Origin of the sequence: Rhizobium sp. L1K21, assembly GCF_024055895.1 — a bacterium.
In the GTDB taxonomy this organism is placed as follows: Bacteria; Pseudomonadota; Alphaproteobacteria; order Rhizobiales; family Rhizobiaceae; genus Ensifer_A.
Window position 1 is genome coordinate 1302567 of the sequence record NZ_JAMXLE010000001.1, and the last position, 22052, is coordinate 1324618.

24 protein-coding genes are annotated in these 22052 nt (G+C 56.8%); 17 read left to right on the top strand and 7 right to left on the bottom strand.

Going from position 1 to position 22052, the window contains the following annotated elements; translation table 11 throughout:
- Window positions 1-5: 5 nt before the first annotated feature.
- The 4 genes from NHF56_RS06190 (at window position 6) to NHF56_RS06205 (ending at window position 4327) form a co-directional block, all read left to right on the top strand.
- Window positions 6-1289, top strand: coding sequence for a beta-ketoacyl-ACP synthase (locus tag NHF56_RS06190; protein ID WP_252802554.1), 1284 nt, complete (start codon window positions 6-8; stop codon window positions 1287-1289).
- Window positions 1290-1334: 45 nt separating this feature from the next.
- Window positions 1335-2363, top strand: a complete 1029-nt coding sequence (locus NHF56_RS06195) for a zinc-binding dehydrogenase (protein WP_252802556.1) — start codon at window positions 1335-1337, stop codon at window positions 2361-2363.
- A gap of 4 nt (window positions 2364-2367) precedes the next feature.
- Entirely contained in the window at window positions 2368-3330 is a 963-nt protein-coding gene (locus NHF56_RS06200; protein ID WP_252802558.1) for a lipid A biosynthesis lauroyl acyltransferase, read from the top strand.
- Window positions 3331-3403: 73 nt separating this feature from the next.
- Window positions 3404-4327, top strand: a complete 924-nt coding sequence (locus NHF56_RS06205; RefSeq protein WP_252802560.1) for a glutaminase — start codon at window positions 3404-3406, stop codon at window positions 4325-4327.
- 3 nt (window positions 4328-4330) lie between these two features.
- Here NHF56_RS06205 and NHF56_RS06210 read toward each other — a convergent pair whose 3' ends face one another.
- The gene (locus NHF56_RS06210; RefSeq protein WP_252802562.1) at window positions 4331-4789 is read right to left on the bottom strand and encodes an RDD family protein; all 459 of its coding nucleotides are present in this window, start codon (window positions 4787-4789) and stop codon (window positions 4331-4333) included.
- Between the two features lie 59 nt (window positions 4790-4848).
- Window positions 4849-5862 carry a porphobilinogen synthase gene (gene hemB, locus NHF56_RS06215; protein WP_252802563.1) on the bottom strand — a complete coding sequence of 338 codons (1014 nt, stop codon included), beginning with the start codon at window positions 5860-5862 and terminating at the stop codon, window positions 4849-4851.
- A gap of 118 nt (window positions 5863-5980) precedes the next feature.
- Here hemB and NHF56_RS06220 point away from each other — a divergent pair, with 118 nt between their 5' ends.
- The 9 genes from NHF56_RS06220 to NHF56_RS06260 all read left to right on the top strand — a co-directional run bounded on the left by NHF56_RS06220 (window position 5981) and on the right by NHF56_RS06260 (window position 13485).
- Window positions 5981-6418: a DUF6163 family protein gene (locus tag NHF56_RS06220; RefSeq protein WP_252802564.1), complete on the top strand. Its 438-nt coding sequence runs from the start codon at window positions 5981-5983 to the stop codon at window positions 6416-6418.
- Window positions 6419-6549: 131 nt separating this feature from the next.
- A complete protein-coding gene (gene ldtR / locus NHF56_RS06225; protein ID WP_252802565.1) occupies window positions 6550-7062 on the top strand; it encodes a transcriptional regulator LdtR in 513 nt (170 codons plus the stop codon).
- Between the two features lie 186 nt (window positions 7063-7248).
- Window positions 7249-8526 carry a murein L,D-transpeptidase gene (locus tag NHF56_RS06230; protein ID WP_252802566.1) on the top strand — a complete coding sequence of 426 codons (1278 nt, stop codon included), beginning with the start codon at window positions 7249-7251 and terminating at the stop codon, window positions 8524-8526.
- 67 nt (window positions 8527-8593) lie between these two features.
- Window positions 8594-9301, top strand: a complete 708-nt coding sequence (locus NHF56_RS06235; RefSeq protein ID WP_252802568.1) for a DUF930 domain-containing protein — start codon at window positions 8594-8596, stop codon at window positions 9299-9301.
- 101 nt (window positions 9302-9402) lie between these two features.
- A complete protein-coding gene (locus NHF56_RS06240; protein ID WP_252802571.1) occupies window positions 9403-9882 on the top strand; it encodes a TspO/MBR family protein in 480 nt (159 codons plus the stop codon).
- Window positions 9883-9999: 117 nt separating this feature from the next.
- Entirely contained in the window at window positions 10000-11289 is a 1290-nt protein-coding gene (glyA, locus tag NHF56_RS06245; RefSeq protein WP_252802572.1) for a serine hydroxymethyltransferase, read from the top strand.
- Window positions 11290-11310: 21 nt separating this feature from the next.
- A complete protein-coding gene (gene nrdR / locus NHF56_RS06250; protein ID WP_252802574.1) occupies window positions 11311-11790 on the top strand; it encodes a transcriptional regulator NrdR in 480 nt (159 codons plus the stop codon).
- Window positions 11791-11799: 9 nt separating this feature from the next.
- Window positions 11800-12873, top strand: coding sequence for a bifunctional diaminohydroxyphosphoribosylaminopyrimidine deaminase/5-amino-6-(5-phosphoribosylamino)uracil reductase RibD (ribD, locus tag NHF56_RS06255; protein ID WP_252802577.1), 1074 nt, complete (start codon window positions 11800-11802; stop codon window positions 12871-12873).
- A 6-nt stretch (window positions 12874-12879) separates the two neighbouring features.
- Window positions 12880-13485, top strand: a complete 606-nt coding sequence (locus NHF56_RS06260; protein ID WP_252802579.1) for a riboflavin synthase — start codon at window positions 12880-12882, stop codon at window positions 13483-13485.
- An 82-nt stretch (window positions 13486-13567) separates the two neighbouring features.
- Here the strand turns inward: NHF56_RS06260 and NHF56_RS06265 are convergent, their stop codons facing one another.
- The 4 genes from NHF56_RS06265 to ribH form a co-directional block, all read right to left on the bottom strand.
- Window positions 13568-15712 (bottom strand): sodium-translocating pyrophosphatase, encoded by a 2145-nt coding sequence (locus NHF56_RS06265; RefSeq protein ID WP_252802581.1) that lies wholly within the window; start codon window positions 15710-15712, stop codon window positions 13568-13570.
- 216 nt (window positions 15713-15928) lie between these two features.
- Window positions 15929-17158 (bottom strand): MFS transporter, encoded by a 1230-nt coding sequence (locus tag NHF56_RS06270; protein WP_252802583.1) that lies wholly within the window; start codon window positions 17156-17158, stop codon window positions 15929-15931.
- 22 nt (window positions 17159-17180) lie between these two features.
- Window positions 17181-17666, bottom strand: a complete 486-nt coding sequence (gene nusB / locus NHF56_RS06275; RefSeq protein ID WP_252802585.1) for a transcription antitermination factor NusB — start codon at window positions 17664-17666, stop codon at window positions 17181-17183.
- A gap of 5 nt (window positions 17667-17671) precedes the next feature.
- Entirely contained in the window at window positions 17672-18130 is a 459-nt protein-coding gene (gene ribH / locus NHF56_RS06280; protein ID WP_252802587.1) for a 6,7-dimethyl-8-ribityllumazine synthase, read from the bottom strand.
- Between the two features lie 420 nt (window positions 18131-18550).
- Between ribH and NHF56_RS06285 the strand changes: the two genes are divergently transcribed.
- A complete protein-coding gene (locus tag NHF56_RS06285) occupies window positions 18551-18949 on the top strand; it encodes a hypothetical protein (protein ID WP_252802589.1) in 399 nt (132 codons plus the stop codon).
- Between the two features lie 65 nt (window positions 18950-19014).
- On the opposite strand, the gene NHF56_RS06290 is transcribed toward NHF56_RS06285, so the two are convergent.
- Window positions 19015-19512: an outer membrane protein assembly factor BamE gene (locus NHF56_RS06290; protein ID WP_373456255.1), complete on the bottom strand. Its 498-nt coding sequence runs from the start codon at window positions 19510-19512 to the stop codon at window positions 19015-19017.
- Window positions 19513-19723: 211 nt separating this feature from the next.
- Here NHF56_RS06290 and NHF56_RS06295 point away from each other — a divergent pair, with 211 nt between their 5' ends.
- From NHF56_RS06295 to plsX, 3 genes are all read left to right on the top strand, one after another.
- Window positions 19724-20257, top strand: a complete 534-nt coding sequence (locus tag NHF56_RS06295) for a ubiquinol-cytochrome C chaperone family protein (protein WP_252802594.1) — start codon at window positions 19724-19726, stop codon at window positions 20255-20257.
- A gap of 17 nt (window positions 20258-20274) precedes the next feature.
- Window positions 20275-20826, top strand: coding sequence for a DUF177 domain-containing protein (locus NHF56_RS06300; protein WP_252802596.1), 552 nt, complete (start codon window positions 20275-20277; stop codon window positions 20824-20826).
- Between the two features lie 163 nt (window positions 20827-20989).
- Window positions 20990-22051 carry a phosphate acyltransferase PlsX gene (plsX, locus tag NHF56_RS06305; protein ID WP_252802598.1) on the top strand — a complete coding sequence of 354 codons (1062 nt, stop codon included), beginning with the start codon at window positions 20990-20992 and terminating at the stop codon, window positions 22049-22051.
- Window position 22052 lies beyond the last annotated feature (1 nt).

A 22052-nucleotide genomic window follows, 5' to 3' on the forward strand; every position in this document is an offset into this window, starting at 1 on the left:
CGAACATGAGTTCATCCTATCGCGATCATCTTGGCCGTCCCATTGTCGCCGTCACCGGCATGGGCGTTATCACGTCTCTCGGGCAGGGGCTGGACGACAACTGGAAAGCGCTGACCAGCGGTGTTTCGGGAATTCACAACATCACCCGCTTCCCGGTGAATTCGCTCTCCACGCGTATTGCCGGCACTGTTGATTTCATCGACATTCCGGTGCCGAATGCAGTGGAACGGTCTTACGCTTTCGCGCGCGAAACGACGCTCGAAGCTTTGGCGCATGCGGGGCTTTCCGGTGATTTCGGTGGGCCGCTCTTTCTGGCGGCACCGCCTGTCGAAGCCGAGTGGCTGGCGCGCTTCGAGCTTGCCGACCGTTCAGGGCCGAAGGCTGCGGAAGACGATATTTACACCCGCTATCTTGCGGCGATGCGTGAGCGGCCTGATCCGGCTTTCCATGAAGCCGTCTTGTTTGGCTCAATTTCGGAGCGTCTGGCCGACAAGTTCGGCACACGCGGTCTGCCTGTCACGCTATCGACAGCTTGTGCATCGGGTGCAACAGCCATTCAGCTTGGTGTCGAGGCGATCCGCCAGGGCCGTACCGACCGTGCACTGACCGTTGCAACCGATGGCTCGCTGAGTGCCGAAGCGCTGATCCGCTTCTCGCTCTTGTCAGCGCTTTCCACACAGAACGATCCGCCTGAAAAGGCCTCAAAGCCGTTCAGCAAGGATCGTGACGGGTTCGTGATCGCTGAAGGGGCTGCAACGCTTGTTCTGGAATCGCTCGATGCTGCCATTGCGCGCGGCGCCAAGGTTTATGGCATTGTTCAGGGCTGCGGTGAAAAAGCGGATTCCTTCCATCGCACGCGCTCTTCGCCCGATGGCGGGCCTGCTATCGCGACGATCAGGGCGGCGCTTTCCGATGCCGGCCTCGACGAGAGCGGCATTGATTACATCAATGCGCATGGCACATCGACGCCGGAAAACGACAAGATGGAATATGGCTCCATGCATGCCGTCTTTGCCGATGCTCTGAAGTCGATCCCGGTTTCGTCCAACAAGTCGATGATCGGTCACACGCTGACGGCAGCAGGTGCTGTCGAAGCCGTTTTCTCGCTTCAGACGATCTTGACGGGAACGCTGCCGCCGACCATCAACTACAACAATCCGGACCCGGCCATCGAGCTTGATGTCGTGCCGAACGCGAAGCGCGAGAAGACGGTGAAAGCCGTTCTTTCGAACTCATTCGGCTTCGGTGGTCAGAATGCAAGCCTTGTGCTTGCGGCAGAACCGGTCTAGAGCAGCGCCAGAAACAAGAAGAACATTTTGGCGGAGTAAACTCGCATGCGCGCATTGCAACTGATCGAAGATCGCAAGCTTGAGGCTGTCGACATTCCTGAGCCGGACGCACCTGGTCCCGGTGAAGTGACATTGAGGGTCAAGGCGGTTGCACTGAACCATATCGATGTGTGGGGCTGGCGCGGTATGGCCTTTGCCAAGCGCAAGATGCCGCTCACCATCGGTGCAGAGGCTTCCGGCGTTGTGGAAGCCATTGGTCCTGGTGTTTCAAATGTCTTGCCCGGTCAGCTGGTTGCCATTTTTGGCGCACGTACCTGCGGCCTCTGTAAGCCGTGCCAGGAGGGGCGCGACAATCTTTGCGAACATGTGGGCGGCGTGCACGGCTTCCACCTCGACGGCTTTGCCCAGGAAAAGGTCAATATGCCAGCGCGCAATCTCATTCCGGCTCCGCCCGGTGTGGATGCGATTGGTGCAGCCCTTGCCCCCATTACCTTCGGCACTGTTGAGCATATGCTTTTCGACAATGCCAAGCTGGAGCCGGGCGAGACGATTCTTGTCCATGCTGGTGGATCGGGCATTGGTTCGGCGGCCATTCAGATCGCCAAGAAGATCGGCTGCACGGTGATTACCACTGTCGGTTCCGACGATAAAATCGAGAAGTCCAAGGCGCTTGGTGCCGATCATGTGATCAATTACCGCAAGGACCGCTTTGAAGGTGTGGTTCGCAAGATCACCAAGAAAAAAGGTGTCGACGTTGTGTTCGAACATGTCGGCAAGGACACCTGGGCCGGTTCCATGCTCTGCCTTAAGCGCGGCGGACGTCTGGTCACCTGCGGTTCCACATCCGGTGTTTCTACCGACGTGAACCTGATGATGCTGTTCCAGCAACAGCTCAAGCTGCTCGGTTCGTTCGGCTGCCGCATGGAAAACATGGCCAATGCCATGCAGAAGATGGGCCGCGGCCTCGTTCATCCCGTGATTGATACCGAGGTGACGTTTGATGATATCAGGCGTGCGCTGGAACGAATGGAATCGCGTTCCATCTTCGGCAAAATCGTTCTGAAGATGGACTGATTTGATGAAGGCAGGTCTTCTGCGTCTCATCATGGAGACGCGCAAGCGTCAGCAATTGATCTGGGCGTATCTCGTCTTTTTCTTCATGGCGTTTCTCAAGTTGCTGCCTGCGCGGTGGGCCATGAATTTCATGGATCGTTTTGCGCGCTTTATCGGGCCGAAGCTCAAGCGCCAGCGCCTGATGATGATCAACCTGCGGCGCGCTTTTCCTGAAAAGAGCGGGCAGGAACTTGCAGAAATCGCCTCGGACGCCTGGGGCGCGATGGGCCGCATGGCCGCCGAATATGTTTATCTCGACACGTTGTTCGATTTTGACGTGAACAATCCCAATGCGGGGCGCATCGAAGTCTCAGGGATTCCGATTTTCAAGGACCTTCTCGAAAATCCGCGGCCGTTCATCGTCTTTACCGGCCATACGGGCAATTTCGAGCTTCTGCCGGTTGCGGGTGCGGCCTACGGTCTTGATGTAACGGCGCTCTTTCGTCCGCCGAACAACCCTTACATCGCCGAAAAAATCCATGACCTGCGCGCGCGGAAGATGGGCAATCTCGTCCCTTCCCATGCAGGTTCGGGCTTTGCGCTAGCGCGTCAACTGGAAAAAGGCCTTGGGGTTGGCGTGCTCGTGGATCAGAAGTTTCACAAAGGGCTCGATACGACCTTTTTCGGACTGCCGGTCAAAACCAATCCGCTGGTGCCGAAGCTCGTTCGGCAGTTCAATTGCGATATCTTTCCAGCGCGCTGCGTGCGTCTTCCCGGTGGTCGCTTCAAGTTGGAGATGGAGCCGGCAGTTGAAGTGCCGCGCAAGGACGATGGCAGTCTTGATGTGCACCGTCTGACGCAGATGCTCAATGACAAGGTGGAAAGCTGGGTGCGCGAATATCCCGGCCAATGGCTGTGGTATCATGATCGCTGGAACATCAAGCATGAATTGGACGCGGTGGAAGCTGCGCTTGACGCAAAGTCCTGAGTTCGAACTGCGAGCTCTCGACATTTGCAGTGAGACTCTGCCATAATTTTTGCATTGCAACATGGAGAGGTGCATGTCGATCAGTGCGATCGTGCAGGATGTTTATGAGGAAATGCGGCCCCATTTTGGAGAGGGCAAGGTCGCTGACTATATTCCCGCCCTGGCGCGTGTTCCTCTGGATAAATTCGGGATTGCCGTTGTCACCACTGATGGCGAAACAGCCTTTGCAGGTGATGCCCTGGAACCTTTTTCCATTCAGAGTGTCTCCAAGGTCTTCACGCTGACGCTTGCGCTTGGACGCGTTGGGTCCGGGCTTTGGAAGCGCGTCGGTCGCGAGCCCTCGGGCGATCCCTTCAATTCGATTGTCCAGCTCGAACACGAGCACGGAATTCCCCGTAACCCTTTCATCAATGCCGGAGCAATTGTAACCGCCGATGTCCTGCTTGCCGGTCACCAGCCGCGCGAGACATTGGGCGAAATTCTGCAATTCATGCGTTACATATCGCAGGACGACACGGTTTACATGGACGAGGATGTGGCGCGTTCCGAACAGGCCACCGGCTTTCGCAATGCCGCCCTTGCCAACTATATGCGCGGCTACGGCAACATCACCAATCCGGTCGAGAAAACGCTTGGGGTCTATTTTCACCAGTGCTCGATTGCCATGTCATGCCTGCAACTCGCCTGGGCCGGGCAGTTTCTGGCCAATGGCGGCAAACTTCCAGGCAACGGCCCGCGGATCGTGAGTGCCGAGCGCGCGCGGCGCATCAATGCTTTGATGCTCACCTGCGGGCATTATGACGCCAGCGGTGATTTTGCGTTCCGGGTCGGTCTGCCGGGCAAAAGCGGCGTGGGCGGCGGGATCATGGCGGTGGCACCCGGCAAGGCGTCCATTGCGGTATGGTCGCCGGGCCTCAACGAGATCGGAAATTCGGCAGCCGGCACACGTGCGCTGGAGCTCTTTGCCAAGAAAACCGGATGGTCCGTTTTCGGCTGAGGCTCAATAGTAGCGCACGTTGACGACTTCCGTGCCAAGCGCAAAGTCGTGCAGAAGCCGGCTTTTATTGGTGAACAGCCCCACCAGCAGGATGAGCGGTGTCACGATGGCGTTCAAAATCCAGAACAGGACGAGATGGACGACCGCGGTCAGAAAGTCGATGTGTCCGCCATCCGTGCGCTGCATTTTCAGGCCCATGGCGCGCATTCCAGGGGTTGCCTGAAACGGCCCGGAAACCGAAAGGCCGAAATAGAGCCCTGCGACCACAAAGAAGAGTATCGGGTAAAGGAACCAGCCGATGCCGAGCGTTATGATCCCCAGGAAGAAGACCACAACGACCGCCGGTATGCACAGAAGTGCCACCGCGATATAGTCAGCAATGAATGCAATGCCGCGCCGGAAAAGCACGCCATCATATGCGCGGCTATCTTCCATCACTGCGGTTCCATTCATGTTGTCCATAGTTTTGCTCCTTTATCTTGCAAAACATATGGTGCGGTCTTGCGCCTACTTCAATGGGCTTATGATTTGGCAAGCAGTCTTGCGACATCCATGGCAAAATAGGACAGAATACCGTCACAGCCGGCGCGCTTGAAACAGAGCAGCTGTTCCATCATGACCTTTTCGCCATCGATCCAGCCATTGGCGGCAGCCGCCTTCACCATCGCGTATTCGCCGGAGACCTGATAGGCAAAAACCGGAAGTCCAAAGGCTTCCTTCAGGCGCCAGCAGATATCGAGATAGGGCAGGCCGGGTTTGACCATCAGCATGTCGGCACCTTCTTCGACATCGAGCGCTGCATCACGCACGGCCTCGGTGCCGTTGGCCGGATCGACATAATAGGTCTTCTTGTCGCCCTTGAGCAGCCCGCCGGTGGAAATGGCTTCGCGGTAGGGGCCGTAGTGGCCGGATGCAAATTTCGTGGCGTAGCTCATGATGCCGACATTCTGGTGACCGGCTGCATCAAGCGCCTGGCGGATTGCGCCGATGCGGCCATCCATCATTTCGGACGGCGCGATGATATCGGCACCGGCATCGGCCTGCATCACAGCAGCGCGGGTGACCAGATCCACGGTTTCGTCGTTCACGATCACGCCGTCGCGCAAGATGCCGTCATGGCCGTGGCTGGTGAACGGGTCGAGCGCCACGTCAGTGATCATCCCGATGTCGGGAACGGCTTTCTTGACTGCAGCGGTTGCCTGATTGATCAGGTTCTCGGCAAGCAGGATATTGGAGCCTGTCTCGTCGCGCAGATCCATTTCGATATTGGGAAAGGTGGCAATTGCTGGAATGCCGAGATCTGCGGCTTCCTTTGCGGCCTCCACCAGTTTGTCGACCGTCATGCGGTTGACGCCGGGCATGGCGGCGACCGGTTCAATGCGGTTGGTGCCGGGAATCACGAAAACCGGCCAGATCAGATCGTCCACCGTCAGCGCATTTTCCCGCACCATCCGGCGCGTCCAGTCGGCCTTTCGGTTGCGGCGCATGCGGCGGTGGCCGGTAATCAAATCAACGGCATGGGTCTTGTCGGTCATTTTCTGGCTTCCGGTTTCGATACGATGCTGGCTGATTAACATGGGACAATGGAGAACCAAACACTCAAATCGTTCAAAATGGCTGACACGACGACGCAGCCGTCCTATTGTGGCGCGTATGAAAGATGATTCAATCTGGCTCAGATCAGCCAAACCGACCGAGTTTCTGTTTACCGTTTTCATGCGGTTCGTTGCTGTGTCGTGCTTCTATTTCGGCCTTCACTATTGGGCGATGCTGATCGGCTATACGGACAATGGCGCCATGCGCTTCGATCTGATGTCCAGTCAGTGGCGGACGGTCGCGACCTGCCTTGCTGTCCTCTATCCCGTGGCAGCGCTCGGCCTTTGGAGCGGGGTTTCCTGGGGCGTGGTGCTGTGGGCGGCGGCAGCCGGTTACGAGACATTGATCCATGCGTTCTGGTATCTCATTTATGGGCGTAACGACCTCTTGATTATCATGCATCTCACAGTCGCAGCCGTCTTCGTCATTTTCATTGCTGTGATCTGGTATCAGCGGCGTGTGGCAAACCGTGCGGTAACGCTTGATTCACTCTGATTGCCGTTACGCATTGGGTAAGGTCTTGTTAAGCCTGCATTTTAAATAGAATTTTAGATGCATTCGATAGTGTCTCATACGAAGGCGGGAAAAGAAAAAACAACCGCCGCATAAAACAGTGAGGCAGAAAAATGAACGCTATAACAAAGAACATCAAAGCGTCTTCTGAAGTCGCAGTCGATGACACCATCCGTGATCTTTACATGGAATCGCTTCATCTGGTCGAGCGTCTGCACCGCCGTCTCCTCGACGTGGTCAAGGACGAGTTCGAGCGCCAGGGTCGCGCCGACGTCAACGCCGTCCAGGCATTGCTGCTCTTCAACATCGGCAATTCGGAACTGACAGCAGGCGAGCTGCGCTCGCGTGGCTACTATCTCGGTTCGAACGTGTCCTACAATGTGAAGAAGCTGGTCGACCTCGGTTTGATCAACCATTCGCGCTCACGTTCCGACCGTCGCGCCGTTCGTATCAGCCTGACAGACGAAGGCCGCGAGATCGCCGAAACGGTCGCATCGCTCTACAACCGGCACATTGGTTCGATTGAACAGGTGGGTGGTATCGGCGAAAGCGAGTTCTCGCAGATGAACAAGCTTCTACAGCGCCTCGATCGCTTCTGGAATGATACGATCCTTTACCGTCTGTAAAATCTACAGTAACATTTTTGCACTATTCATGGCTGGTCACCACAAGGTGGCCGGCCTCACGGTTTTTTGAAGTTGTAGAGCCGGATTGGCGACACGCTTTGGCCATATTGCTATGACACCGGAAGCTAATTCACTATTGTGGTCGCTCAGCGATTCAGATTTCACAGACAAAGCAGGTCCATCACGATGAAATATTCCCGTCGCGCGTTTCTGACAACGGCAGCTTTTGGAGGTCTCGGGGCGCTTGCTGCTCCTTCATTTGCAGACGAAATGCTGGATAGTGTGATCAATGCTCCGCGCAGAGGCAGCTGGGATGATCAGTTCGATGCGAAGGCTATCAGTTCTGCGTCCGCCGTTGCCTCCAACAACCCCATTTTCGGGTCGGATGCGGTACCCAATATTCAAATGGCTATTGATGCCTACCGGCAGATTGTTCTGAATGGCGGCTGGCCACAGGTGCTGCCAACGGTTGCCTTGCGTCTCGGTGTGACCGATCCGGCTGTTCGCAGCCTGCGCCAGCGTTTGATCATTTCCGGTGACTTGCCGCGTTCTGCGGGCATTTCCGATGTTTATGACTCGTTCGTGGATGGCGCGGTCAAGCGTTTTCAGGCACGTCACGGCCTGCCGCAGGATGGTTTGATGGGCAAATTCACGCTGGATGCGATGAATGTTCCCGCCGACGTGCGCCTCATGCAGCTGGAAAAGAACCTTGAGCGTCTGCAGGACATCAAGACGGACCTTGGCCAGCGTTATGTCATGGTCAATATTCCGGCCGCCTATATCGAGGCGGTTGAGAATGATCGCGTTGTGCAACGCCATACGGCAATCGTTGGGCGTTTGAGCCGACCCACACACATTATCGACTCCAATATCTATAGGGTGACGCTGAACCCTTACTGGACGGCTCCGCGTTCGATCATCCAGAAGGATATCGTTCCGCTGATGCGTGAAGATCCGCAATATCTGGCGAAGAACAATATCCGTCTGTTTGACGGCAATGGCAATGAAGTGGCACCGGAAACGGTGGACTGGAATGCCGAGAAGGCACCGAACCTGATGTTCCGTCAGGACCCGGGCAAGAACAACGCCATGGCCTCGACGAAGATCGAGTTCCACAATCCGAACGGCGAATATATGCATGACACGCCGCAGCAAGGCCTGTTCAACAAGCTTGCGCGCTTTGAATCCTCCGGTTGCGTGCGTGTGCAGAATGTTCGCGATCTTGTGGCCTGGCTTCTGCGCGACACGCCCGGTTGGGATCGCCCGCAAATCGAATCTGTCATCAAGAGCGGCGTGAACACACCTGTTCCACTGGAGCAGGAGGTGCCGGTTTACTTCAAATATATCACGGCATGGTCTGCCAAGGACCACGTCGTGCAGTTCCGCGACGATATCTATGCCATGGACGGTGCAGATCAGCTCGCGCTCCAGACCGGGTTGAACCAGGAACAAGCGGCAAACTGAGCCGTGCCATGAAACTGCCCTTTAGAAGCCGCATTCGACATGCGGCTTTTTTATTGGTGGTAAGGTGATGAACGCTTCCTCGCGCCAACCGGTTTTGGTCTTGCCGCAAAGCGCGCGCCGGCTCGCGCCGGATTTGCTGGTGTCAATCTTCTTGCATCTTTTGCTGCTGGCAGCGGCCCTTGCCCTCATCCCGCAGCCTGAAGCACCCGGCACTCCGCCTGAAAATGTCGTCAGCGTGAACATGTTGCCTTCGGTTCCCGAAAGGCCGTTTGAACTGCCTCCAATGTCTGCGCCGGATGTCCTGCGAACGCCTCCGAAAATTCCGTTGCCGGATGCTGGCTCCAGGACTGCGCCACCCGCGCAAAGCAGCCAGATGCAGGCGGCGACGAAACTGTTCGCTCGCGATGTTCTGCAAAAGCCCATCAATGCCAGGGCTGTGGCAGCGCTGGCCACGCTGGCGGAGCCGGAGCGTGTGGAGCAGCTTTGCGACGTGGAGGGGATGGAACAGATCGCGGCGGCAGACAAAGCGTTTGCGCCCGATCAGCTCGTGGCCTATGCCATGGCCAACACGCATGTTGAGGGCAGGGCGCTTATTGCCAATGGTGCAGCCTTTCGCAGTGGCGGGCAGTGGTATAATTTCAAGTTCCGCTGCGGGCTGAATGAGGATTTGTCGGAAGTGACGTCGTTTTCTTTCCAGATTGGCGCGCCAATCGGAAAGGAGCTGTGGGCCGATCATATGCTCACCGCGCATGATGACGCTGATGACGATGACTGATGTAGCACCCATATTTCGGAAAACGCAAAAACGGTGAACCGAAAGGGGGCTTCGGTCGTTCTAACCAGCAGTGGTTATCGGCATAAGGATGGGAGAAGACATTGACCAAGACAGGTTCTGGCACATCGCGTTCGCTGGCCGTATTGGCTGTTTTTCTGGTTGTGGTGTTGGGCGTTGGTTTTCTGATCGGCACCAGTTTTCGACCCGGCGAATGGTATGCAACGCTTGAAAAACCGCCATTCAACCCGCCGAATTGGGTTTTTGGTCCTGTCTGGTCGGTGATCTATGTGTTCATCGCTATTGCAGGATGGCGTGTTTACAAGGTTCTGGGTTCGAAGAGCCCGCAGATGCGGGTTTGGTGCGTGCAAATGGTGCTGAACTGGCTCTGGACGCCGATCTGGTTTGGTCTCAATGCGCCGTGGCCGGCTTTCGTCGTCATTGCCTTTCTCTGGTTTTCGATTGTCGTCTTCATCCGTCAGACCTGGCCCTATGCGCGCATCGCATCCGTGCTCTTCATTCCCTATCTGGCATGGGTGAGCTTTGCCGCCGTCCTCAATTTTTCGATTGCGGTGCTGAACTGAATTCAAATGCCGCAAGCTCCACAGCCGGAGGCGCAATCGCGTCTTGCTCTTCCAGGCTTGGGGCTTTAAGAGCTTGGCCTTCACCGGATCCCTTCTTCACGGATGAGAGAGACAGACATGAGTGCTACCCCCGGATTCTTCACCAATACGCTTGCTGAAACCGATCCCGAAATCTTCTCCGCTATCGAGAAAGAACTCGGCCGCCAGCGCCACGAGATCGAGTTGATTGCGTCTGAAAACATCGTTTCCCGCGCTGTGCTTGAAGCGCAGGGTTCGATCATGACCAACAAATATGCAGAAGGCTATCCGGGTAAGCGTTATTATGGCGGCTGCCAGTTTGTTGATATTGCTGAAGAACTCGCCATCGAGCGCGCCAAGAAGCTGTTCGGCGTGAACTTCGCCAACGTTCAGCCGAATTCCGGTTCGCAGATGAACCAGGCCGTTTTCCTGGCGCTTCTGCAGCCGGGTGACACGTTCATGGGTCTCGATCTGAACTCCGGGGGGCACCTGACCCATGGTTCGCCGGTCAACATGTCGGGCAAGTGGTTCAACGTCGTATCCTACGGCGTGCGTGAAGACGATCACCTTCTCGATATGGATTACGTGGCCGAGCAGGCTGAAAAGCACAAGCCGAAGCTCATCATTGCCGGCGGCACGGCCTATTCCCGCATCTGGGATTGGAAGCGTTTCCGCGAGATTGCCGATTCTGTCGGTGCTTATCTCATGGTCGATATGGCGCACATTGCCGGTCTCGTTGCCGGTGGCCAGCATCCGTCGCCATTCCCGCATTGCCACGTTGCCACGACCACGACTCACAAGTCGCTGCGTGGTCCGCGCGGCGGCATGATCCTCACCAATGACGAGGACATCGCCAAGAAGGTCAATTCCGCCGTCTTCCCCGGCCTGCAGGGCGGACCGCTCATGCATGTCATTGCCGGCAAGGCTGTTGCCTTCGGAGAAGCACTGAAGCCTGAATTCAAGGACTATGCAGCACAGGTCGTGAAGAACGCCAAGGCGCTCGCCCAGTCGCTCGTTGATGGCGGTCTGGATGTCGTTTCCGGCGGCACAGACAACCACCTGATGCTGGTTGACCTGCGCAAGAAGAATGCGACCGGCAAGCGCGCGGAAGCTGCTCTCGGCCGTGCCTACATCACCTGCAACAAGAACGGCATTCCGTTTGATCCGGAAAAACCCTTTGTCACCTCCGGTGTTCGCCTCGGCACGCCAGCCGGCACGACACGCGGGTTCAAGGAAGCCGAATTCCAGGAAATCGGCAAGCTGATCATCGAGGTTCTGGACGGTCTGCGTCAGGCCAATGACGATGAGGGCAATGCAACTGTTGAAGCTGGCGTGCGCGACAAGGTTGTCGGCTTGACCGAACGCTTCCCGATGTATCCATATATGTAACGGATACGGAGCGGTCTCAGCATGCGGTGCCCATTTTGCGGAAGTCCAGATACTCAGGTGAAGGATTCCCGTCCGGCGGAGGACAATACGGCCATCCGCCGGAGGCGCATATGCCCGGATTGCGCGGGCCGCTTCACAACATTCGAGCGCGTGCAGCTGCGCGAGCTCATGGTGGTCAAGAAAACCGGCCGCAAAGTGCCCTTCGACCGCGACAAACTGGTTCGTTCTTTCGAGATCGCCTTGCGCAAGCGTCCGGTTGATCGCGACCGGATCGAGCGTGCCGTTTCGGGCATCGTGCGGCGGCTGGAAAGTTCCGGCGAGACGGAAATTCCCTCCGAAGAGCTCGGCATTCAGGTTCTTGAAGCGCTCAAGGCGCTGGACGATGTGGGTTTTGTCCGTTATGCCTCGGTCTACCGCGACTTCACCCATATTGAAGATTTCTCGCAGGTTATTTCAGAGGTAAACGCGCGTATTGCGCGCGACATTACAAAAGACGAGTGAATTCATGTCATGACCAGGCTGGCCGATGAAAATTTCATGGCGAAAGCGCTGGACCTGTCGCACAGCCATCTCGGTCAGACGGCAAACAATCCTTCAGTCGGCTGCATCATCGTGAAAGACGGCGAAATCGTCGGTCGGGGTGTGACTGCCGTGGGCGGGCGGCCGCATGCCGAAACCATTGCCCTGGAAGAAGCGGGTGAGGCGGCCCACGGGGCAACGGCCTATATTACGCTCGAACCCTGCTCGCACCACGGCAAGACGCCACCGTGTGCGGATGCGCTGATCGAAGCCGGTATTGCGCGCGTTGTCGCAGCGATCGAAGACCCGGACAAGCGCGTCAGTGGTCAGGGACTTCAGCGCCTCAAGCAGGCGGGCATTGCTGTTGATACTGGCGTCCTGGCTGATAAGGCAGAGCGTGAATTGGCGGCTTACCTGACTGCCAAGCGCAAGGATCGTGCGCATGTTACCCTGAAAATGGCCGTGTCGCAGGATGGGATGATTGGTCTTCCCGGTGAGGGGCAGGTGTTTATTACTGGACCGGAAAGCCGCGACTTCGTGCATCAGTTGCGCGCCGAGAGCCATGCGATCCTCGTTGGTCTTGGCACGGTGCGTGCTGATGATCCCGAATTGACCTGCCGCCTTCCGGGTCTCTTTCACCGCTCGCCTATACGCATCGTTCTTGATCGTGCGCTTGATATTTCGCTCGATAGCAAACTGGTAAAAAGTGCACACGACGTGCCGCTGCTGGTTGTTGCGCATTCCGATGCGGATGAGGATCGGGCGTTTGCTCTGCAGGATGCCGGTGCAGAGGTTCTCTATGCCAAAAACAATGAAGAGCTGCTTCTGGCGCTTGCCACACGCGGCATTTATTCCGTCCTTGTGGAGGGTGGCGCACGCGTTGCGACCGCGCTCCTTGAAGATCAGCTTGTCGACCGCATATATCTGCTCACGGGCTCGAAGGTGGTCGGCGAAGGTGGCATTGCCGCGCCGCTCACGCCGGAGCATATGCCCGCCGGTTTTCGGCTGGTGCGCGAAGGCGATATCGGTGTCGATCACTTGAGAGAGTTTGAAAGAGAGGACTGAGGCTCCATGTTTACAGGCATAATCACTGATGTGGGAACCGTGCAGTCCGTCGCGCCGCTCGATCAGGGCATTCGTTTGCGTGTTGCGACCGATTATGATCCGGCAACCATTGATATGGGCGCTTCCATCGCCCATTCCGGCACATGCCTCACGGTGGTGACATTGCCTGAGCCGGGCTCGAACGAGCGCTGGTTTGAGGTCGAAGCCTGGGAAGAGGCGCTGCGGCTCACCACCATCGGCAGCTGGCAAGCCGGGCGTCGCGTCAATCTGGAGCGGTCCTTGAAAATCGGCGACGAGCTTGGCGGTCACATGGTGTCCGGCCATGTCGACGGCACCGCTGAGATACTCAGCATCGAGCCGGAGGGCGATGCCGTGCGTTTCCGCCTGCGCGCGCCGAGTGGTTTTGAAAAGTTCGTTGCGCCAAAGGGCTCCGTTGCTCTGGATGGAACGTCGCTGACGGTCAACTCCGTCAATGGTGCCGATTTCGATGTGCTCTTGATCCGCCATACATTGGAAGTGACCACCTGGGGCGATCGCAAGGCAGGTGACAGGGTCAATTTCGAGGTCGATACAATGGCGCGCTATGCCGCGCGGCTGGCCGAATTTTCCTGATCCAATAAATGATAATTGGTCATTGAAATGCCCCCCGGAAACGACAGTTCCCGGGGGCTTTTGTGTTTTCGCTTCCAGCTGATCAGGCCACGCCGGCAAGAACGGCCAGCAGGAGAAGTGCAACGATGTTGGTGATCTTGATCGCCGGGTTCACAGCAGGGCCCGCCGTATCCTTATAGGGGTCGCCAACGGTATCGCCGGTCACGGAGGCCTTGTGCGCTTCCGAGCCCTTCAGGTGTTTGACGCCGTCCTTGTCGGTGAAGCCGTCTTCAAAGGACTTCTTGGCGTTGTCCCACGCACCGCCGCCAGACGTCATCGAGATGGCGACGAAGAGGCCGTTCACGATCACACCCAGAAGCGAAGCGCCGAGTGCGGCGAAAGCCGAAGCCTTGTCGCCGGAAATCAGCAGCACACCGAAATAGACCACGATGGGGGCCAGAACCGGTAGAAGCGAGGGGATGATCATCTCACGGATGGCAGCCTTGGTCAGCATGTCCACCGCACGGCCATAATCGGGCTTTTCCGTCCCCTGCATGATGCCGGGCTTTTCACGGAACTGACGCCGTACTTCCTCAACGACTGCACCGCCAGCACGTCCCACAGCCGTCATGGCAATACCGCCAAAGAGGTAGGGAATGAGACCGCCGAAGATCAAGCCTGCAACCACGTAAGGATTGGAGAGCGAGAAGGAGATGTCACCCATATTGGCAAAGTAGGGATATTTGTCGCCATTGGCGGCAAAATACTGCAGGTCGTTGGAATAGGCCGCAAAGAGCACCAATGCACCGAGACCGGCAGAGCCAATAGCGTAGCCCTTTGTGACGGCCTTTGTCGTGTTGCCGACAGCATCGAGCGCGTCTGTTACCTTGCGGACGTCACCGGGAAGTTCCGACATTTCAGCAATGCCGCCGGCATTGTCTGTCACCGGGCCGAAGGCATCAAGTGCGACGATCATGCCGGCGATACCGAGCATGGCGGTGACCGCGATACCGGTGCCGAACAGGCCGCCCAGCTGGTAGGTGGCAATGATACCGCCAACGATGACGATTGCCGGCAGGGCGGTCGATTCCAGTGAAACGGCAAGCCCCTGGATCACGTTGGTGCCGTGGCCGGTCACCGAAGCCTGGCTGATCGAGTTCACCGGACGTTTGTCGGTGCCGGTGTAATATTCAGTGATCACCACGATCAGTGCCGTCACGATGAGGCCGACAATACCGGAAATGAACAGGTTTGTTCCGGTGACTTCCATGCCGTTGACGGTGCCAACCGGTCCCCAGCCGATGGTCAGAGAAGTTGCCGCCCCCAATGTCAGGATTGAAAGCACACCGGTCACGATAAGACCTTTGTAAAGCGCGCCCATGATGTTTTCGCTGGGGCCGAGCTTGACGAAGAAGGTACCGATGATCGAGGTAATGATGGAGCCCGCGCAAATGGCGAGCGGATAGATCATGGCGCTTTCGAGAATGTCTGCCCCGGCAAAGAAGATGGCGGCAAGAACCATGGTCGCCACAACCGAGACCGCATAGGTTTCGAAAAGGTCAGCTGCCATGCCTGCGCAGTCGCCGACATTGTCGCCCACGTTGTCGGCAATGGTGGCCGGATTGCGCGGATCGTCTTCCGGGATACCAGCTTCCACCTTGCCGACGAGATCGCCGCCCACGTCTGCGCCCTTGGTGAAGATGCCGCCGCCGAGACGCGCGAAAATGGAAATGAGCGATGCGCCGAAGCCGAGTGCGACAAGCGCGTCGATCACTTCGCGTGATCCGTTCTCATAGCCCATGCCGCCGGTCAGTACCCAGTAATAGACGGCCACACCTAGAAGGGCGAGGCCTGCCACCAGCATGCCGGTGATCGCACCGGATTTGAACGCGATATCGAGACCGCCTGCAAGGCTTTTCGACGACGCCTGCGCCGTGCGCACATTGGCGCGCACGGAAACATGCATGCCGATGAAGCCTGCGGCACCCGAAAGAACAGCGCCGATCAAGAAGCCGATTGCAGCTGCGACGGACAGCAGCAGCCAGGCTGCGATGAAAACGATGACGCCAACGATGGCGATGGTTCTGTACTGACGGGTGAGATACGCCTGCGCGCCTTCACGAATATAACCTGCAATTTCCTGCATACGCGCCGTCCCCTGGTCGGCAGCCAGCACCGACCGGGTTGCCCAGATGGCGTAAACCACCGAGAGCAGACCGCATAAAACAACACCAAATAGAATTGTCATGTGTATCTTTCCTCCTTAAGCCGTGCAGCCTCCCAACCGCACGGTCCCCGATTGAGAACCCTGAGACGCACGCCAGAATTGGCATGCCGTCCCATGACGTCGCGGTGAGAGTGCTTGGAGGAACCGACATCGTCAAGCCCTTCCAAAGCCGCATAACCGGGAATTTAGGAGGCTCAGGCCGTTATTGGGTTGCTTTGGATCAACCGGCCGAAGGTGTTAGCCAACTTTTACCGGATTCTTTCGCATCAGCGCGAACAGAAGGATCAGGCAGACGATGGCCACCGGCCAGACAACGAGATTCATCGCAAACCAGCCGTAAGCGTTGAACATCTTGCCGGCCCCGAATGAGGAAAGGGCCACGATGGTGAACAGGATGATATCGTGGAATCCCTGCACCTTGTCGGCTTCATTGGGCTTGTAGCTGGCGCTGACAATGGCAGTGGAGCCGATAAAACCGAAGTTCCAGCCGACGCCAAGCAGAACCAGCGCACCCCAGAAGTTCCAGACCGCGATGCCGGCCGCGGCCATGGCGGCACAGCCCATGAGAATCACGATGCCGGCGGCAACGATTTTTTCAACGCCGAAGCGCGATATCAACTGGCCCGTTACGAAGCTCGGCGCAAACATCGCCATTACGTGCCATTGAATGCCCAGCGTTGCGATGTCCGAGGAATAGCCGCAGCCGACCACCATGGCGAGCGGCGCGCCTGTCATCAGGAAGGACATGAGCGCATAAGATGAGATGCCGCAAATCATGCCGGTGATGAAACGCTGGTTGGCGACGATTTCGCTCAGCGGACGGGCAGGGGCGATCACCTGGCCATCGGCATGATCAACATGAGGCTTGAAGTGGACAAGCGTCATGATGATTGCACCAATGAGCGCAATAGGGATAATCGCCAGAAACGAACCTGCAAAGGTTACGGGTTCCAACAGGTCTTTTGCCAGAATGACGACCTGCGGGCCAACGACGGCCGAAACGATACCGCCGCCCAATATCCATGAAATGGCCTTGGGCTTGTAAAAGGATGGCGAAAGGTCGGCGGCTGCAAAGCGGATCTTCTGCACGAAACCGGCTGACAGGCCGAGAAACAGAAGGCCGAGCGCAAAGAGCCAGAAGTCGGCGCGCAACAGCGCAATGGCCGCCAGCACCCCGCCGGCCATGGACAGAACCGTGCCGAAGATGAAACGACCGCGGAGCCCAAGATAAGAGGAGATCAGGGCGATCAGAACCGCGCCAAGCGCAGTCCCGATATTGAAACCGGTCACCGGAGCGGTTGCCAGCGACTTGTCGGCGGCTAGAAGCTGATAGCCTGCCAGACCGCCTGTCGAAATCGCAATGGGTGCGATGGAGCCGAGAAATGCCTGTGCTGTCGCAAGTAGCCTGACATCGCGTTTTGCAGTCGATAGCGCCGTTGCCATGGCATCGGGTTGTGCGGCGACCATGCGTCACTCCATCTATAGGAACTTATCTCTTGTGTTTGTCTGCACGAACCTGCTTGGCGATGCGGTCAAGAACTGCATTCACGAGCTTGGGCTCTTCATCTTCGAAAAACGCCTGGGCGATCTCGACATATTCATTGACGATCACGGCGACGGGAACGTCCTTGCGCTCGATCAATTCGAATGTGCCGGAGCGCAAAATGGCGCGCACGGTGCTGTCAAGACGCGAAAGCGGCCAGTCGTCCTGCAGTGCTGCGCGAATAACCGGGTCAAGTTTGACCTGATCACGTACCACGCCCGAGACGATGGAACGGAACCAGGAGGCGTCCGCCTTCAAATACTGTTCGCCGTCCAGTTCCTGGCCGAGCCGGTGGTTTTCATATTCTGCGACGACGTCGAGCACGCCGGAACCCGCAATATCCATCTGGTAGAGCGCCTGCACGGCTGCGAGCCTTGCTGCGCCGCGCTGGTTGGCGGTTTTCACCGGCGATTCGTTTTTGTCTTTTGTCATTGTTGTTAACTGCCGAATTTCTTTTTCAAGGCGATCATGGTCAATGCCGCGCGTGCAGCAAAACCGCCCTTGTCCTTTTCGTCTTTTCTGGCGCGTGCCCAGGCCTGCGCCTCATTTTCTACCGTCATGATGCCGTTGCCGATGGCAATGGATTCCGAGACAGTCAGGTCCATCAGGGCGCGCGACGATTCGTTGGAAACGATATCGAAGTGATAGGTTTCGCCGCGGATGACCATGCCGAGCGCGACATAGCCGTCATAAAATGTGCCGCCGGCATCTGCGCCATCCATGGCCATGGCGATGGTGCCGGGGATTTCCAGCGCGCCGGGAACGGTCACGATCTCGTATGTTGCGCCTGCTTCGTCCAAGGCGGATGTTGCACCGTCCAGCAGGGCATCCGACAGGTCATCATAGAAGCGGGCCTCGATGATGAGAAGGTGCGGTTTTGCGTCCTGAGCGGCCATGGAATCCTCGGTCAAGTTCTGAAGGTGGGCGTGTGCGCTGGTAAAATCACGCTCCGCCTGCCTTGGCAAGCATTTTCGCCAACGCGCGTGCGTGACCTCGATGCTTAAACCTCCGGCTTTGTGGGCTCACGATGTTCAAAACGGGCTGACTGGATTTTGGAAATGCTGTCGAAATTTACCGCAATCTTGGTGGAATGATGGCATAAAAAGTGAAAGTTATTTAATGAAATAAATAGCTTATCCCGTTTGAATTTGTGTTTCGCCCACCTACATCAATCCATGCAAGACGCTTCCAGTCGTGCTGGCTTCAGCGCCTTTGCAGGTTCCACGTCTTCCTTGCATCTCATGGTGAGATGTAGCGCGGAATTTTCCAATGGACCGGGTGTCAGGCCCGTGGTCCTCAGATAATGGAGATATCCGATGAACAACAAGATTAATGGTATTCTTGCAGCATCTCTTGCAACACTTCTCGCATCAGGCGGCGTCATGGGCGTTGCGGCTCAGGCCAATGCGGCGTCTGCCGATATGTCCCAAACGATGGCAACTCAACATCAGGCGCTGCAGCCAGACGTCAAAAACGCTATTGAGAGCTCCAACGGCCGCAATTTCGAGATCCGGCGCGATTTCGATCTGACTGATCAGGAGCGGGCAAACCTGTCTGATTTGAAGACGGATACGCAGCATGTGGCAGCCATTCACTCCGCGATCGGTGCCAACCACGCCTTGGCGGAATCGCTCGCCAAACAGAATGTCGAACTCAGCTCGGTTGTTGACGTTCAGGCCGCTGCAGACGGTGGCCTCATCATCTACCAGTCATGAAGGGCAGAAGGCCCGGCGACAAGCCGGGCCTTCTCAAACCATTTGCGCGTCTGATTTGGCTGGCTCTAGGTTCCGCCGCTCAGCGCGTTGGCAATCGAGGCATTGCTCGGTCCACCGGAGAGAATCTGCTGGAGGAAGGTCATATCCTTGCCCGCCGTCGGCGTGGTTCTCGAAATCATGTCGAAAACCTTGCCGTCCTGGAGCGTATAGTGGCCGATGCGCTCAACGTTTCCATCGTTTCCGATGTAATAGGCAAGCACTGTCTGCTCCACCAGCTTCGGCTTCATGAAAGCGACCGGGCGGGTGCGCTTTTGTGAAACGTAATAGAGAACTTCGTTGTCGAACGTCGCTGTGGCGGATGGTGTGCCCAGCGACAACAGCACCTGCTCCTTGCTCGAACCGACCGGGGCGAGCGCCAGGGTTTCGTCGTCGGCGACGAAGCCGTTATAGATAACATCGCTGGTCTGGCAGGACGTCATGGCAAGCGACGTCATCGTCAGACTCACACCCAGTGCAGCGATGCGCAGAAATTTCGACCGGTTTGCAGCGATCCGTTGATTCAACGGGTGCCTCCCTCAATATCTAGGCAATGGTTGGCATGCTTTTTTGTCTGATTTCAGGCCTGCTGAAAAGATCAACAAGGTTAAATCAGGGGTATTGCGCATGCTTTGCCATTGCAATTCACAACGTTCTCGGTAAACCAGCTTCAGCCTTCATGCAACAAGGCGAAACCGCCGTTTGCTGCTTTTCATTAGATCGAACTCGGGCTTTTTCATGTTTTTCGGACTCTTCGGCAAAAAAAACAGCAACCGCGTTATCGTTGAGCGGCAATATGCGAATTTGACGGCGGGGGCGCGCCAGCCGGCATTTTATGCCAGCATGGACGTGCCCGACACGGTCATGGGGCGTTTCGAGATGCTTTCGCTTGCATTGATCCTTTATTTTCGGCGCACCGCAGAAGGATCGCGGAGCGGTCATGAGATCGCTCAGGAAATCGTCGATGCCTTCTTTGAGGATCTCGACCATTCGATTCGCGAGCTGGGCGTGGGCGATCTCAGCGTTCCCAAACGGATGAAAAAGCTTGCCTCCATGTTTTATGGTCGGCTGGAAGCTTATTCGAAAGCACTTGATGCGCAGGACGGCGAACTGCTAGCAGCAGCATTGAAGCGCAATTTTCATCCGCAAAACGATGCTGCACCGGCAATGGACAAGCTCGCGGCCTATGCCATCCATGCGGAGACACATTTAAAGACGCTCAGCGAGGATGTGATCGCCACCGGCGAGGCGCTTCTGCCTGAAGCGCAGTAGAAGAAAGGCTTTGAGCCATGGCAAACAAAGAAATCGCACCGTTTTCCTATAAGGTGAAAGTCGGCCACGTTTCGGCCAATCCGGTCACCGTGACCTTGAAGGCCAATGAGGCGGAGCGGGCAGGTCTCGCCTTGATCTGGGACGTTGAAGCGGTCAAGGAACTGGAGGCCGAGCTTCACATCGCGCGCTGGAAGAAGGACGGTGTGCGCCTGAAGGGTGAGGTCGCCGCGACAATTGTGCAGAAATGCGTTGTCACGCTGGCGCCGGTCGAATCGGAAATCCGCGAAACGGTGGATCAGGTCTATGTGCCGGAAGGCTCACGGCTTGCCCGTCATGTTTTCAACGAAAGCGGCGAAATGGTGCTGGACCCGGAGGGTGACGATATTCCCGAGACATTTAGCGGGGATGCGATCGACGCCGGTGTCGCGGTCAGTGAATTCGTGGCGCTTGCCATCGATCCCTATCCGCGGGCGCCGGGTGCAGAATTTGAGTCGCACATTGAAAGCGATGATGCGACTGACAAAAAACCGTCGCCATTTGCAGTGTTAAAAGAGTGGAAGAAGGACTGATCTGTCAGGCTTTCGTTTCGTACAGCATTGCTTTGTGGGATTTGCATATTTTGATCTGGAATGGGTAAATCCCGGAGAAACTGACAGAATTCAGTTGTAGCTTCTCTGAAAAGCGTTATTTTGGCCCGCAATCCGGGGTCGGAGACTAAAGGAAAAGAGAAGAGTGGTAACAATATCTCTTGACGCCATGGGTGGCGACTTCGGTCCGCGCGTTGTCATTCCGGGGGCCGCAAAGGCTCTGGAGCGCTATCCCGATATCAAGTTTGTCATTTATGGCGATGAAACAGAGTGTCTTTCGGCTCTGAATGAGTTTCCCAAGTTGGAAGCCAGTTGCGAATTCGTTGCTTGCGAGATTGCCATCGGCATGGACGAAAAGCCGAGCCAGGCGCTGCGTCGCGGGCGCTATAAATCCTCCATGTGGCAGGCGATCGATGCGGTCAAAGCCGGGCATGCGGACGCTGCGGTCTCTGCCGGCAATACGGGTGCCCTGATGGCGATGGCCCTGTTTTGCCTGCGCACGCTTGCCAATATCGAGCGGCCGGCACTGGCCGGTGTTTGGCCCACGTTGAAGGGCGAAAGCATCGTGCTTGACGTGGGTGCGACGATTGGTGCCGATGCCCAGCAACTCGTTGATTTTTCGATCATGGGTGCGGCCATGTCGCGTTCGCTGTTTGAATTGAAGCGGCCAAGCGTTGGGCTTCTCAATGTTGGCGTCGAAGAGGTCAAGGGCCTCGATGAAATCAGAGAGGCCGGTCGTCTCCTGCGCGAGGCCAATGTTGACACGCTGGATTATACCGGCTTCGTGGAAGGCGATGATATCGGCAAAGGGACGGTCGATGTGGTCGTGACCGAAGGGTTTACCGGCAATATCGCGCTGAAAACGGCCGAAGGTACGGCGCGCCAGTTTGCCGAACTGCTGCGTTCGGCCATGTCGCGCTCGCTGTTTGCCAAGATCGGCTATCTCTTCGCAAAGAGTGCATTCAACAGGCTTCGCGAAAAGACCGATCCGCGAAAGGTCAATGGTGCTGTCTTCCTCGGTCTGAACGGTATTGTGATTAAAAGTCACGGCGGTACGGATGCGGAAGGCATCGCGGCTGCGATTGCCGTTGCCTATGACATGGCGCGCAACAAACTGAATCAGAAGATCGAAGACGATCTGAAAAAATATCATGCCAAACGTGTTCCGCCGCCGGCAAACGTTCAGCATGAATCCGGAGTTGAATGAG